Genomic DNA, 15749 nt, shown 5'->3' on the forward strand with positions numbered 1-15749 from the left:
AAATGTTCTTTCTAAAAAGTATTATACCACTCTAAAAAGAAAAATCAATATCTTGTGTTAAAAATCCTAAATTTTTTAAAAATACACAAGATATTGATTTAGTTATTTAATTTTATAGACTTTAAACTCTGAGTAATCAGTCTTTACTGGTTGGTAATTTTCTTTCAAGATTGTTTCCACTTCAGACCAGACTGCTACCTTATCGTTCACCACAATCATCTTGGGTTGTTTTTCTTTCAAGTCATTGAGTAGCTTATTCCGATTTTCCTCAGTTGCTGTATAGTGCAACGGGGACAAAATAGCCGATGGCGACAAGCGCTCACTCTTACGATAAAGAGTTGCAGTATCATCCCATGCATAGATAGCATCTTCCGTACTTGTCTCCTCTTTCACTAAATCAGCAAGACGATCACGTTCTTGATAAGGGACCGGATAAAGGACAAACCTCATCAAAAAAGGAACAGCCAAAAGATATAACAAAGTTAAAATAGGTAAGTAAAGATTCCCCTTAGTATAGCGATACCAGAGACTAACAGGCTCTTCTCTGCGTCTTCTTCTAACGCTACGACAACTCTGTTGCCCCTTGATATTGGATACTAAAAGCAGAAGAAAGACAGGGAAAATGAGCATCAAACGGGATGCATGTAGAGGATCCTGTGTAAAGAAAATCACTACTACACCTAATATCAGGAAGAGACTTGCAGGAACTGAGATAACATATAGTTTAGAGGGTTTAGATTGAAAGAGACCTAAAAAGACAAAAACCAAAACTCCCATGCCAAGAGCCAACAACCCATAAAACAAAACATTTTCTAACAATGCCGAAACAGAAGCTAATCGAATGGAATTAATTGGATACAGAATACCACTAATCGCATCCTCAAAACTTCCTGTTGCAACACTATAATAGGCAGTTGGATAAAAGACAAGTGAAAAACCTAAAGCCACTGCAAGAAACTGATAAAATCCATGTGCAAAGCGTCTATGCCCAAGGTTAAAGACCAACAAGCCTAAACTCACTACAGCAATAAACAGGAGCGATGACAAAGGAGCAAAGAAAAATCCGCCTGCCAAAGCCAGCCCAATCCGTACAAATCCCTTATCATGGCTTGGATTGCTTAGGTAAGCAGCAACTAAACTAAAGGCCGCGAATAAGAAAGGAAGCGCTAAAAGAGTCGCATAGCCTCCACCAAAAGCAAGACCTGTAACTAGCATGTAAAAAATAGTCACCAGTTGTCCAGCTTGGTCTCCTTGCTCTGTCAAGGTGTCTGCCGATCGAAAGAGGAAAAATCCTCCTGCTACCAAGGCTAACCACTCAAAGATGGCAAAGAAAAATCCGCCCTGAGTCACGTAAGTCAGCAAATAATAAAGCAAACCTTGACTTCCATAATAGTCGCTGTAAATCTTCCCTGTCTGATGAAGGGCCCAACCTGCATAAAAATCCTGCACTTCTTGTGCACTCATTAAATCGAGTAATAGCGGTACTCCTAAAGTTATCCCTGTTACAAGCGTACTCCATAGTAAAATTGTTACCAAAGGAAGACGACTTGATTCACGATGATGCGATTCTTGTTCGATTTGGTATTCTAGAGGTTCATGATTTTCCTGATGAACTTCTTCTACTCTACCATACACACTCATATCGTTTCTCCTATTCAATTTATCTGTCTTAGTATATCAAAAAGTCTTAGGATTGTCAGCTTGCGATGGGTGTTTGAGTGATTTTTTGCATAGTTTCACAAAGGTTTCAATTTCTCGAAATCGATGTAAATGCGTCTGTTTAAATGTCATGATATAGTTCAATTCTTTCTGGGTCAGCATCTTTCCTCCTACATCTTCTTATTCGTAAAAGACAAGAAAAATAGGACTGGTTTGTGTCCTCAGTCCTAGATTTCTTATAAGATAGGGGCGAATAACTGGGCGATTTCTTTTACAAGCTTTTGATACCAGCTATTTTTTATCGTATGAGGGAAAATTTCTTGCGATGCTGAAAAAATCTCTTGAAAATCTTTTTGAATCTCAGCGATTGATTCTGTTTTATATAGCAAGACTGCATTTTCATAGTGGTGAAGCAAACTTCTATAATCTAAGTTAATGGTTCCAACTGCAGCAAAGTCCTTATCCACTAAGATTTGTTTACTGTGGATAAAGCCTGGACTATACTCAAAAATCCTCACTCCTGCTGACAACAAATCCGGATAGGCCCCTCTCGTGATGAGTTGGATTAATTTTTTATCCGGAATAAAAGGTGTCACGATGCGGACATCAACACCCCGCATGGCCGCATTTTTAATACTCTCGGTTAAGTCATAGTCAATAATCAAATAGGGTGTTGTGATATAGACTGAATCAGTAGCCTGATTAATCAAACTTTGATAAACTTTTTTCCCTACCTGGGTACGGAAGATGGGCTTGGGTCCACTACCGTAAGGAATGCAGAGCCCTTGGCCAGAACAAGGCTGATTTTCCAAGTGATACTGGTCAAAATCGCTGATTTCCCCACGATTGATGTACCAAGTCATCAAAAAGAGACGTGTTAGAGCCTTAACACCAGGGCCATCTATGCGAATCCCACTGTCCTTCCAGTAGCCAAAGCGTTCTACATGGTTGATGTACTCATCAGCTAAGTTAATCCCTCCTGTATAGGCTACCTGACCATCTATGACAAGGATTTTCCGATGGTCTCGATTATTGTAAGCTACTGTCAAACGAGGAATCACCTTGTTAAACTTATGGGCTTCAATTCCACGACTACGAAGCTGAATAGTATAGTCTCCAGGTAAAGTCGCCATACAGCCGATATCATCATAGAGCATCTTGACCTCTACACCCTGAGCTGCCTTTTGCTCTAGTATGTCTAGTATGCTATTCCACATCAAACCTTCTTCGACAATATAGTACTCTAGAAAGATAAACTTTTCAGCTTTCTTGAGGTCTTCCAACATATATTGCCACATACTTTCACCCGAAGAAAAGAATTGTGAGTCTGTTCGATCATAGACATCGGCATTGCTATCCATACTTAACAACGATTTGATAACTCCGTAAGCTGCCTTATCATCTTCCTTCAATTTCTGGCGGAGAGCTTTACTGTTATCCTCCCGAAAATGCATAGAACCAAGTTTGTCCAACTGTTTGATTTCTTTTTTGGATAATCGTCTTTCACCAAACATCAGATAGAGCAAAGGACCAATAACAGGAACAAAAGTCACCACTAACCACATCACTTTACTATCAGGTGTCATTGAACGATTGACAATTGCGACAATAGTCGCCATACTCATAAAAATTAAGACAATTACCCATAGAATAGGGGCCATACGCCCTAAATAGAGAAAGAGACCAAAAACAAGAAAAAGTTCAAGTAGCATAATCGAAAGACTAAAGCCATACTTGGACATCAATAATTGAAATTTTCTATATTTCATATCCCCTCCTTGATAGTTTGAATGATAAAAACAGGTAATTAAAACTAGTATAACTCAGGTATTCGGTAGAAGGCAAGTATTTATAATCATTTTTCTGAGCAAAAGCAAAAGAGACCAAAAAATCCAGTCTTCTTCTAGTCTATTTTGATAAAACAATGCGATCAGACGCTTCTCTATCCATATCGTCGATAATCATCTGATTGCCATTGATTGCATAAATATTGACATCATCCCCAATAATCATACGTTGATTAGCGGCATCGAAGCTAACCTGCTTGATTTCTTGTTCCCCGTCAGTTTCTACCTGTGTCCAAGTACCAGTTGTACCAGTTGTACCAGTCACTACCAAAGTGATACGGTCTCTTTCGTCCTGACCAGTATAAGTTCCATCAATATTAGTTGGTTGAGCCTCAGGCGTATTTTGTGAAGAACTTGTCGCTGCCTGGTTACTATTTTCTGTGGAAGATGAAGCAGCAGGTTGTGATTGCGGTTGAGCTGCTGGTTGTTGAACCTGTTGAACTCTTTGTGAACAAGCTACTAAGAGACTAAGACTTGCTAGAGAGGTCAATTTATCTGCTCATGCCCCAGTATGTGGCTCCGTACTTCTGAGATAAAATAGAGAGACCCTGTAATGAATAACAAGTCCTTGGTATCGGCTCTTTCTTCAAAACTGCTGATAAATTCTCGGTAAGAGGGAATTACATGGTAACCTGTTACATCTGTCTCATCCAGAGAACCTTGATAGTCAAAACCAGTCACCTTGAGTTCCACCGGAGGCAAATTCTCAGTCAGATAACCTAACATCCCTTGATAATCCTTACGTTTCAAGGCTCCAAAGAGGATTTGAGGTCGATAGCCTTCCTGCTCTTTTTCTTTGACAAACTCCACCAGGCGAGTCAAGGCAGGGAGGTTATGAGCACCATCCAAGTAAATCTGAGGACGAATACGCTCCAAACGCCCAGCCCAATGGGTCTTCTCCAAAGCCTGTCTTACAACCTGCTCATCAACAACTTCCTTTCTTTCTCCCATAAAAAGAAGAAACGTTTGTAGCGCCAAGGCCGCATTTTCCTGCTGATAAGCTCCTTCCAATCCTATTTTCAACTGCGAAAAAGTTCCCAAAGAACTTGAAAAATCACCATTCAGCATTGAAAAATCCTGACCTGCCTGATAAAGGTCAACAGCTAAAGAGTCTGCTTTTTTCTGACAAACAAGCCTAGCTTCTGAAGTCAACTTAGCAATCACTGCCTTTTTACCAACCTTGAAAATACCAGCTTTCTGCTCTGCGATTGCTTCTAGACTATCACCCAGAGTCTCCTGATGGTCAAGTCCGATGGAGGTGATGACAGCAATCTCTCCGGTTACCACATTAGTCGTGTCAAGTAAGCCACCAATTCCCACTTCTAGTAAAACCAAGTCCACCTCTTGCTCCCTAAAGTAGAGGAAAGCAATCAAGGTCAGCAATTCAAAAAAGGACAACTGGTCATGGGTTTGCAGAAGCGTCTTTTCCATCTCCTTGATCTGCTCAGCTAAACGGATAAAGTCTGCATCAGCTATTGGTTGTCCATTAATGCAGATTCGGTCATTGATGGAGACGATATGAGGGGAGGTAAAGGTCGCAACTTTTTTGCCATGTCCCATAAATAACTCCCTCATAAAAGCAATGGTAGATCCTTTCCCATTAGTCCCTGTTACGTGGATAATAGGGTAAGACTGCTCAGGATTTCCTAACAAATCCACTGCTTGCTGCATTCGGCCTAAACCTGACCTAAAATTCAAACCAATCCGACTATGAAGCCATTCTTCCACTTCAAACATACATATCTCCTTGATAAAAGTCTAATCAATTACCACACTAAAGTATGATGACTAACAAAAACGAGGTCAGGATTTTCATCCCAACCTCTTACCTGGTTAGCTAATAACTAGCTACTATAAATGTTAACGTGGGGTAAAAACATCCACTGGACTTACCAGTTCTCTCTTATTTAAAGGAACTGGGGTAAAAATGTTCACTGAACATTTTTACTCCTCCATAAAGCTGTTGAAGACTTCTTCAATCATATTCCATTCGTCTTCTGAGTCTTCTGGGATTGGTTGCAATTCGCCTTCTGTTCCATCTTCGTTTTCGATGAATGAGTAAGCTTGGATTTCAACTTGTCCGTCTTCGTCTTCTTCTGCATTAACTGGTACTAGAAGAACATAGTTTTTACCAAATTCTTCTTTTCCATCAATCGTCAAAAGGATTTCAAACAAGGTTTCGTTTCCTTGCTCATCTACTAGTGTGATTAGTTCACGTTCTTCGTGGTCGTGGTTATGATCGTGTGACATAGCCTCTCCTTTATATTAAAATTTTCTATCTAAATAATTTTGTAAAATCAGCTGAGCTGCTAACTTATCAATGACTTTCTTGCGCTTATTGCGACTGATATCTGCTTGTTCAATCAACATGCGCTCTGCAGCCACTGTTGTCAAGCGTTCATCTTGATAGTCTACTGGTAAACCAAAAAGCTCTTCTAGCTTTGCTCCGTATGCTTGACTAGCTTCCACGCGCGGTCCGCTTGTATTGTTCATGTTTTTAGGCAAGCCCACTACAAATCGTTCCACCTTATAAGTATCAACCAACTCCTTAACGCGGTCAAAACCAAATTGGCCTTGCTCCTCATTGATTTGGATGATTTCAAGTCCTTGAGCTGTAAAACCGAGCGGATCACTGATGGCCACCCCTACCGTTTTTGAACCGACGTCCAATCCCATAATTCTCATAGGTTACAGATCGACTCCTTGTCCTTTAAGGTAGTAGCGGACCAATTCCTCAACGATTTCATCACGCTCATACTTACGGATTTGATTTCGTGCATTATTATAACGAGGAACGTAGGCAGGGTCTCCACTCAATACGTAACCTACGATTTGGTTGATTGGGTTGTAGCCCTTATCGTTCAACGAAGCATAAACATCAGTCAGAGTTTCGCTAATTTCTTTTTTATTGGAATCGTCCAATTTAAAACGTACTGTTTCTTCAGTAAATCCCATTCTAACACCCTCTTTCCTTAGAATAGTACCATTATAGCATAATTCCTTACCTTCTACAATTCAGGCAGTCTATTTATTTGGATTTTCTACTGTTCTGTCGCACCATTTGCCAATCTGTCTGAAATATATTTGCTTGGTTCATTCTTCAAGAGATTTTCCAAGCCAATATTCTTCAAATATTCCAACTGAGAAGCCTTCTTGACATCCAGAACTTGAAAATCAAAACTAGTCGTTGTTTGAAGTTCTGTTGCGCTCAATAATTTGGTTTCAAGCTTAAAGCCTGCTAATTTACGAGCTGCTATGATAGCCTCATCCTTCTCCTCCGCCTCAAGGAGAGCTTTTTGAGTTTCTTCCACTCCATGTTGGTCAATATAAGTTTTCAACTCATCAGAAACTGGACGTTTTTGTTGAATCGTTAAGCTCAAAAAAGTCTTGTCCTTGTATGTAATGGTTTGGGTTTGCTGGCTACCATCATCTGACTTGGGCAAAATCAAAGTCTTGGTTACAACTGTATTCTTCTCAGCATTTTCAATAACTGGCAATGCCGACTGAAGCGTATCCTTTTCTGTTTTTGTAGCTGGTCCAGTTTCTTTTTTCTGTCCGCAACCAACCAGGACAAAAAGGAAAGCTAGACTAACAAGAACTATTTTTTTCATTTCTTTCTTCTTTCTTTTTGAAATTAAAATAGAATAAGACTGGGAGTTGCTCCCAGCCTTGATGTTTATAGAGCTGCACGCAAACGTGCTTCTGCATTTTCTACATTACGGACAGAGCGTGGTAGGAAGGCACGAATATCGTCTTCCTTGTAGCCAACTTGTAGGCGTTTTTCATCCACAAGAATTGGGCTCTTTAAAATTCTCGGTGTTTCCATAATCAGATTGAGGACTTCATTGACACTCAAATCTTCAATATCCACTCCAAGGGCTTTGGCATAGCGATTTTTAGACGAAACGATGCTGGCTATTCCGTTATCTGTTTTTGTCAGAATATCCAGTAATTCTTCTCGCGTAATTCCTTCTTTACCAAGATTTTGTTCTTTATAACTTAACTGGTGGGCATTGAGCCAGGTTTTTGCTTTTTTACAGCTAGTACAACTTGAGACTGTATAAATTTTAATCATGTACCTACCCCTTTCGCTACATGTTACTATCAGTTTAGTCTATTATACCATAAAAAACATCCGACTTGCGACCTATTTTTAAATTTTTTTGACTTTTTTCGTCATTTTCGTACTTTTTTCTTGACAAAATGAAATTTACAGCCATTCTTGATATTTCTTGATATAGATTTTTTTCACAATTGTCACGCTAATCATATACAAAATAATGATGAAAAGTAAAAAGATGAAATAAATCGATTTTAAAGGAGTTAGATGGAGAAGGCTAGCTAGTGGACTGTAGGGAAGGAAGGTCACAAAGGCTGCAGCCAATAAGGTTGTCACAAGGACTAGCCAAGCTGGACGACTTTGTAAAAAGGGAATTTTAGCTGAACGCAGCATATGGATAACCATGGTCTGTGACCACATGGACTCGATAAACCAACCTGTCTGAAACAAGACAATAAATCCTACGGCAGACTCCGCTCCATGGACATAGGCTTGACCTGTCGTCATGGGTACAATGATAAAATAGAGCAAAATAAAGGTCAAAATATCAAAGGCAGAAGAGATAGGTCCCATCCAAATCATGAAACGTGTGATGGACTTGGCTTCCCAGGTATGCGGATTTCTCAAAAAATCTTTATCCACCTTGTCAAAAGGCAAGGCAATACAAGACAAATCATAGACTAGATTTAGGATAATCAAATGGACTGGTGCCATTGGTAAAAATGGCAAAAAGATTCCAGAGACCAATAGGGATAAGATATTTCCAAAATTAGAACTCACTGTCATTTTGATATATTTAGTCATATTGGCATAGACCTTACGCCCTTCAACAAGTCCTTTTTCCAGCACCATGAGATCCTTATCAAGTAGGATAACATCAGCTGTTTCTTTGGCAATATCTACTGCTGTATCAACAGAAATTCCCACATCTGCGACTTTCATAGAAGGAGCATCATTGATCCCATCTCCCATATAGCCTACAGCATGACCATTAGCCTTAAATTGCAAAATAATCCTTGCTTTTTGGTCAGGAGAAAGTTTGGCAAAGACTGTTACCTCCTCCACGGCTTGAGCCAATTCTTGATCACTCATCTGATCAATTTCAGATCCTAACAGCATCTGATTGATATCCAAACCAACCTTTTCACAGACTGCTTGGGTAACTTTTTCGTTGTCTCCCGTCAAAATCTTTGTTTGAACCCCATGTTCTAACAGAGCCTTAATTGCTGGTGCTGCAGATGGTTTAGGAGGATCTAGGAAGGCTAAATAACCAGTTAGAATCATATCCCCTTCATCATCAACTGTATAGGCATGGCCTTCCCTCAAACCTGACTTATAGGCCACTCCCAAGACACGCAAACCTTGTTGATTTAGTTGTCGAACTTCTGCTAAAATTTCTTCTCTAATAGCATCTGTCAATGAAGTAATCACTCCATGGTATTCCGCATGACTGGAAATCGCCAACATTTCCTCTAGGGCACCCTTGGTTACCAAACTAACAACTTCGTGTTCATCCTTAACGATAACACTCATCCGTCTACGTTCAAAATCAAAGGGAAGCTCATCTATTTTTTGAAAAGTTTGAGCCAGATTTTGCAAGAGGGTGTGTTCTTTGGCTTCCTTTTCAGTCCGTTTGATGATAGCTCTGTCCATCAAATTTTTCAAGCCCGTTTGAAAATAAGAATTGAGATAAGCTCGTCTCAAGACGGTCAAATCCAAGCGTCCGTGGATGTCCAAGGGATATTCAAGGACAATTTCGTCTTGGGTTAGAGTTCCTGTCTTATCTGTACACAAAATATCAATCGCCCCTAAGTCCTGTATGGCATTGAGTTTCTTGATAACCACTTTTTCCTTGGCCATAATGATGGAGCCTTTTGCTAGACTGGCCGTGATAATCATAGGAAGCATCTCAGGTGTCAATCCAACACCAACACTCAAAGCAAATACGCCAGCTTCTAACCAATCTCCATCTGTCAAGCCATTAGAAAGAAACACGATGGGAACCATGACCAACATCAAGCGAATCAGGAGCCAAGAAATACTATTCATCTCCCGCTCAAACGAAGTAGGCTCGTCATAGGTGTTCAAAGTCTGCTCAATGGCCCCCATCATGGTATCATCACCAACTGCTAAAACCACGGCCTTGGCACTACCAGACAAGACATTGGTTCCCATAAAGGCGAGCGCTTCTGCTTCTAGCAGACTATCAGATTGTTGAACTGTTGCCTTGGTCAAGGCCAATTTTTCAACCGATTCACTTTCACCTGTCAAGCCAGACTGTTGTACAAAGAAATCGCGCGACTCAAATAAAAGAAGATCTGCTGGAATCATGTCTCCAGCGCTTAATTTAACCACGTCACCCACTACCAAATCATCGATAGGTACTTCTTGGATTTCTCCTTGACGAATGACAGTCGCTGTGTTGACAATCATTTTTGATAGATTAGTCGCAGCCTTATCACTACGGAGTTCTTGGACAAAGCGTATGCCACCAGAAATGAGGACTAGGACAACGATGATAATGGAAGTTGTCGGATCTTCTTGACCTGGTTTTGCCAACCAGACATTGGTCACCAAGGAAATCACAGCGATGACCAGTAAGATGATCGTAAAAGGATTGATAATGGATTCGTAAATCTTTTTGAGGATACTGTCTTCTTGACCCTTTGTGATGGTATTTTCGCCATATAGGTCACGATTTTTCTCCGCCTGCTCCTCAGTCAAGCCTGTTAGACTTGTCTTATAAAAAGATAGAGTTTCGTTTAAAGATGTATGAATAGCTGTTGCTAATCTTTCTTTTGTAGTTTTCATTGGTTTCTCCTATCTGTATGAATGATGTGTTTCATACACAGAGACCAATCACTTTATAAGGACAGAACGACACAAATCAGCGATTGGCTGTGTATGTGCGGTTCCGGATGATCGTCAATTTGCATCGTCTATCTCCTTTCTTTGTTTTAAACAGTAGAAAATCCCACCATAAAATGGCAGGATTAAAAAACTAATAATCTGTTTTTCGTTCAAGCTTTAACTCCATAGGGCAATGTAATGAGCTTAGTCTTGGCCTTCGCGACCAGAACTGTTGACCAACGAGTAGTGTCTCCACTGCTTTGCGGTAGTCATCCGTATCCCTATGGTAGCCTCACCTACCGTTTTCGTCTTTCAGTATAAACCTTTAAAATTTAAAAGTCAATCATTTGAGTTGTTTAACTATTAAATAACTATCAACTCTTTTGGAGCAAGGGTCAACAATTCACAACCTGTCTCTGTAATCAGGATATCATCCTCGATACGAACGCCATATTTGCCTTCGATATAGATACCTGGTTCATCGGTCAAGGCCATACCTGCCTTAATAGTTTCTGTAGAAGTTTGGCTAAAGTAAGGTTCTTCATGGATGTCCAGTCCAATACCGTGTCCAATACCGTGAGTAAAGTAGTCGCCATAGCCTGCTTCGATGATAATATCACGAGGAATTTTGTCAAAGTCTCGGAAACCTAATCCTGCCTTAGCCTGGTCAATCAAGGCTTGGTTAGCTTTCAAAACCGTATTGTAAATCTCTGCTTGCTCGTCGCTAACATGCCCTAGATAGATAGTCCGTGTCATATCACTGACATAGTGGTCATAGAGGCAGCCGAAATCCATGGTAATAGCTTCTCCCAGCTCCACTGGTTTGTGCATAGGATGGGCATGGGGTTTGGAAGAATTGATACCGCTAGCTAGAATTGTGTCAAAAGACAAGCCAGATGCTCCCAACTCACGCATGCGGAAGTCAAGGAAGTTGGCAATCTCAATTTCAGTCTTTCCTGGCTTAATAAAGTCAAGCGCGTCGCGGAAAGCTTGGTCTGAGATAGAACAAGCCTTGCGAATAGCTGCAATCTCCGCCTCATCCTTAATCATTCGAAGACCTTCGACAAACTGAGTTTGTGGAAGCAAGTCCAAACCTGCAAAAGTTGCCTGCATACGGTGATAATAAGAGACTGAAATCTCGTCCTCAAAGCCGATACGAGACAAGCCCATGTCCTTGACAATGCCGGCAATGACAGCCAATTCATCACGGTCAGCCACAATCTCAAAATCACTGGTTTCTTGCTTGGCTGCAATGATATAGCGGGAGTCTGTCACCAAGATCTGACGGTCACGGCTGATAAAGACTGTTCCGTTTGAGCCCCAAAAACCAGTCAAATAATAGATGTTTTTAAGGTTATTGATGATGATGCCATCTAGTTCTTTTTCTTGCATTTTAGCTAGAAATGCTTGTACACGTTTATTCATGATGTAACTTTCCTTTCAAATACTGTCCTGTGTAGCTGGCTTCATTGGCCGCTACTTCTTCTGGAGTTCCTGTTGCGATGATGGTTCCACCACCGACACCGCCCTCAGGTCCCAAGTCGATGATATGATCTGCTGTCTTGATAACGTCTAGATTGTGCTCAATGACGAGGACTGTATTGCCATCGTCTACAAAGCGAGCCAAAACCTTGAGCAAGCGAGCGATATCCTCTGTATGAAGACCTGTCGTCGGCTCATCCAGAATGTAGAAAGATTTTCCTGTCGATCGTTTGTGAAGTTCACTAGCCAGTTTCATACGCTGGGCTTCTCCCCCAGAAAGGGTGGTAGCAGGTTGCCCCAATGTCACATAGCCTAGCCCTACATCCTTGATGGTCTGAAGTTTGCGTTGAATTTTCGGAATGTGTTGGAAAAATTCCACCGCATCATTGACAGTCATGTCCAAGACCTGCGAGATATTCTTTTCCTTATAGTGAACTTCTAGGGTTTCACTATTGTAGCGAGTCCCGTGGCAGACTTCACAAGCCACGTAAACATCTGGCAAGAAGTGCATCTCAATCTTGATAATCCCGTCACCTGAGCAGGCTTCACAACGACCACCCTTGACATTGAAACTGAAACGTCCCTTTTTGTAACCACGAATCTTAGCCTCATTTGTCTGGGCAAAGAGGTCACGTATATCGTCAAAAACTCCCGTATAGGTAGCAGGGTTAGACCTCGGCGTTCGTCCTATAGGGCTCTGATCAATATCAATCAAGCGGTCTACATGCTCAATCCCTGTAATCGTTTTAAACTTACCAGGTTTGTCTGAATTGCGGTTGAGCTTCTGAGCAATAGCTTTTTTGAGAATGCTATTGATTAGGGTCGATTTCCCTGAGCCCGACACCCCTGTCACTGCGATGAATTTTCCTAGTGGGAAGCGAGCTGTGACATTTTGCAGGTTGTTCTCACGCGCTCCCGTCACCTCGATAAAACGACCATTACCAACACGGCGTTCTTCTGGTACTGGAATGGCACGTTTGCCTGACAAGTACTGACCTGTGATAGACTTACTATTACGAGCTACCTGTTTAGGCGTACCTGCAGCGACAATCTCCCCACCAAAAACACCGGCACCGGGACCAACGTCAATCAGATAATCCGCCTCGCGCATGGTATCTTCATCATGTTCCACTACTATGAGAGTATTACCCAAATCACGCATCTTTTTGAGACTGGCAATCAGGCGATCATTATCCCTCTGGTGGAGCCCAATCGATGGCTCATCTAGGATATAGAGGACGCCTGATAGGTTGGAACCAATTTGTGTTGCCAAGCGAATACGCTGACTCTCACCACCCGAAAGGGTTCCTGCTGAACGTGACAGAGTCAGATAGTTTAGACCCACGTTATTAAGGAAAGTCAAACGGTCCTTGATTTCCTTGAGAATAGGGCGAGCAATGATGGCTTCATTTTCAGATAGAGTCAACTGGCTTACCAAGTCCAAGTGGTCTGCGATAGACAGGTCTGAAATTTCTCCGATATGTGGCCCGTTCTCGCCACCCACACGGACAGACAAGGCCTGGTCATTGAGGCGATAGCCGTGACAGGTTCCGCAGGTCAGCTCATTCATGTAAAGGCGCATCTGGGTGCGGGTGTAGTCACTATTAGTTTCATGGTAACGACGTTTGATATTATTGACAACTCCTTCAAACGGAATGTCAATATCGCGTACACCACCAAATTCATTTTCATAGTGAAAATGGAATTCCTTGCCATCTGATCCATAGAGAATCAAGTTCTTATCCTCTTCTAACAAGTCCTCAAAAGGCTTATCCATATCCACTCCAAAGGCTGTCATAGCCTGCTCTAGCATGTTTGGATAGTAGTTGGATGAGATAGGATTCCAAGGAGCCAAGGCTCCCTCACGTAAGGTTTTACTGGCATCTGGTACTACCAAATCAGTATCCACCTCCAGCTTGATGCCCAAGCCGTCACACTCACTACAAGAGCCAAAAGGAGCATTGAAAGAGAAGAGACGAGGCTCTAACTCTGGAACAGTAAAGCCACAAACTGGACAGGCATAATGCTCAGAGAACAACAACTCAGAGTCGTCCATAGTGTCGATAATGACATAACCTTCAGCGATACGAAGGGCAGCCTCAATGGAATCAAAGAGACGACTACGAATACCATCCTTGATAACAATACGGTCAACCACAACATCAATATTGTGTTGCTTGCTCTTAGACAACTCTGGCACTTCGGTCACATCATAGACTTCCCCATCCACACGGACACGGACATACCCATCTTTCTGAACCTTCTCGATAACACTCTTATGTTGGCCTTTTTTCTTGCGGATGACAGGGGCCAAAATCTGCAAGCGCTGGCGTTCTGGCAATTCCAAAACCTTATCCACAATTTGCTCCACAGAAGAAGCCTTGATAGCTCCATGCCCGTTGATACAGTAAGGCGTCCCCACACGCGCGTAGAGGAGACGCAGATAGTCATTGATTTCAGTCGTTGTTCCCACTGTCGAGCGAGGGTTTTTGCTAGTCGTTTTCTGGTCGATGGAAATAGCTGGGCTGAGGCCATCAATGGCATCTACATCAGGCTTCTCCATATTTCCCAAGAATTGACGAGCGTAGGCTGACAAACTCTCCACATAGCGACGTTGACCCTCCGCATAGAGGGTATCAAAGGCCAGACTGGATTTCCCTGAACCTGACAAACCAGTCACTACAACCAGCTTGTCTCGTGGAATCTCCACATCAATATTTTTTAAATTATGGGCACGCGCCCCATGAATGACAATTTTATCTTGCATCTTTGTTCTTTCTAGTCCATTATTGCTTACCATTATACCAAAAAAAGTGAGATTCTATTACCCAAAAGGCCGATTTTGTAGTATAATAGTACGGTGTGAAAAAATCTGAAAAATGAGAAAGGATAAGGGATATGAAACAAGTTTTTCTCTCTACAACAACTGAATTTAAAGAGATCGATACGCTTGAACCGGGTACTTGGATCAATCTCGTCAATCCGACTCAAAATGAATCACTCGAAATCGCTAACGCCTTCGATATTGATATTGCCGACCTCCGAGCACCGCTCGATGCGGAAGAAATGTCTCGTATTACCATTGAAGACGAGTACACCCTGATTATCGTTGACGTGCCTGTCACAGAAGAAAGAAATAACCGCACCTACTACGTCACCATCCCGCTTGGTATTATCATCACTGAGGAAACCATTATCACTACGTGTTTGGAACCATTACCAGTCCTTGATGTCTTTATCAACCGTCGTTTGCGTAATTTCTATACCTTCATGCGCTCACGTTTTATCTTCCAGATTCTCTATCGCAATGCAGAACTTTACCTAACAGCCCTTCGTTCGATTGACCGTAAGAGTGAACAAATCGAAAGTCAACTGCATCAATCAACTCGTAATGAAGAATTGATTGAGCTCATGGAATTGGAAAAAACTATCGTCTATTTCAAGGCTTCCCTCAAAACAAATGAGCGTGTGATTAAGAAATTGACCAGCTCAACCAGCAATATCAAGAAATACCTTGAGGACGAAGACCTGCTTGAAGATACCCTGATTGAAACCCAACAGGCCATCGAGATGGCAGACATTTATGGAAACGTCTTGCATTCTATGACAGAGACCTTCGCCTCTATCATTTCTAACAACCAGAACAACATCATGAAAACCTTGGCCCTTGTGACCATCGTCATGTCCATCCCAACCATGGTCTTTTCTGCCTACGGGATGAACTTTAAGGATAATGAAATCCCCCTAAACGGCGAGCCAAATGCCTTCTGGTTAATCGTCTTTATCGCCTTTGCTATGAGTGTCTCGCTCACTCTCTATCTCATCCATAAAAAATGGTTCTAAGAGGAGTT

General features: G+C 41.7%; 13 protein-coding genes and 1 riboswitch. Of the genes, 1 reads left to right on the top strand and 12 read right to left on the bottom strand.

What is annotated here, in order from left to right:
* Positions 1-102: 102 nt before the first annotated feature.
* From O3650_RS01920 to uvrA, 12 genes are all read right to left on the bottom strand, one after another.
* The gene (locus tag O3650_RS01920) at positions 103-1641 is read right to left on the bottom strand and encodes a damage-inducible protein CinA (protein ID WP_203175611.1); all 1539 of its coding nucleotides are present in this window, start codon (positions 1639-1641) and stop codon (positions 103-105) included.
* Between the two features lie 254 nt (positions 1642-1895).
* A complete protein-coding gene (gene cls, locus O3650_RS01925) occupies positions 1896-3428 on the bottom strand; it encodes a cardiolipin synthase (RefSeq protein WP_261083012.1) in 1533 nt (510 codons plus the stop codon).
* Positions 3429-3567: 139 nt separating this feature from the next.
* Positions 3568-3996, bottom strand: a complete 429-nt coding sequence (locus O3650_RS01930) for an SP_0198 family lipoprotein (protein ID WP_261083015.1) — start codon at positions 3994-3996, stop codon at positions 3568-3570.
* A complete protein-coding gene (locus tag O3650_RS01935; protein WP_203175614.1) occupies positions 3993-5243 on the bottom strand; it encodes a folylpolyglutamate synthase/dihydrofolate synthase family protein in 1251 nt (416 codons plus the stop codon). The genes O3650_RS01930 and O3650_RS01935 overlap by 4 nt, the downstream gene beginning before the upstream one ends.
* Before the next feature lie 207 nt (positions 5244-5450).
* On the bottom strand, positions 5451-5756 hold the full coding sequence (locus O3650_RS01940) for a DUF1292 domain-containing protein (protein WP_000017620.1): 306 nt from the start codon (positions 5754-5756) through the stop codon (positions 5451-5453).
* Between the two features lie 15 nt (positions 5757-5771).
* A complete protein-coding gene (gene ruvX, locus O3650_RS01945) occupies positions 5772-6191 on the bottom strand; it encodes a Holliday junction resolvase RuvX (protein ID WP_004239076.1) in 420 nt (139 codons plus the stop codon).
* A 3-nt stretch (positions 6192-6194) separates the two neighbouring features.
* A complete protein-coding gene (locus O3650_RS01950; RefSeq protein ID WP_000507059.1) occupies positions 6195-6461 on the bottom strand; it encodes an IreB family regulatory phosphoprotein in 267 nt (88 codons plus the stop codon).
* 86 nt (positions 6462-6547) lie between these two features.
* Positions 6548-7117, bottom strand: a complete 570-nt coding sequence (locus tag O3650_RS01955) for an SP0191 family lipoprotein (protein WP_173306459.1) — start codon at positions 7115-7117, stop codon at positions 6548-6550.
* Between the two features lie 65 nt (positions 7118-7182).
* The gene (spx, locus tag O3650_RS01960) at positions 7183-7581 is read right to left on the bottom strand and encodes a transcriptional regulator Spx (protein ID WP_000591165.1); all 399 of its coding nucleotides are present in this window, start codon (positions 7579-7581) and stop codon (positions 7183-7185) included.
* Between the two features lie 135 nt (positions 7582-7716).
* Positions 7717-10377, bottom strand: coding sequence for a magnesium-translocating P-type ATPase (gene mgtA, locus O3650_RS01965; RefSeq protein WP_371491452.1), 2661 nt, complete (start codon positions 10375-10377; stop codon positions 7717-7719).
* Positions 10378-10571: 194 nt separating this feature from the next.
* Positions 10572-10722, bottom strand: a riboswitch (M-box (ykoK) riboswitch).
* A 57-nt stretch (positions 10723-10779) separates the two neighbouring features.
* On the bottom strand, positions 10780-11841 hold the full coding sequence (locus tag O3650_RS01970) for a M24 family metallopeptidase (RefSeq protein WP_371491454.1): 1062 nt from the start codon (positions 11839-11841) through the stop codon (positions 10780-10782).
* The gene (uvrA, locus tag O3650_RS01975; protein WP_049500680.1) at positions 11834-14665 is read right to left on the bottom strand and encodes an excinuclease ABC subunit UvrA; all 2832 of its coding nucleotides are present in this window, start codon (positions 14663-14665) and stop codon (positions 11834-11836) included. The genes O3650_RS01970 and uvrA overlap by 8 nt, the downstream gene beginning before the upstream one ends.
* A gap of 131 nt (positions 14666-14796) precedes the next feature.
* Here uvrA and O3650_RS01980 point away from each other — a divergent pair, with 131 nt between their 5' ends.
* Positions 14797-15741, top strand: coding sequence for a magnesium transporter CorA family protein (locus O3650_RS01980; protein WP_000815623.1), 945 nt, complete (start codon positions 14797-14799; stop codon positions 15739-15741).
* Positions 15742-15749: the final 8 nt, after the last annotated feature.

The sequence above is a fragment of the Streptococcus sp. 20925_1_24 genome, assembly GCF_041432335.1.
Lineage (GTDB): Bacteria > Bacillota > Bacilli > Lactobacillales > Streptococcaceae > Streptococcus > Streptococcus mitis_BM.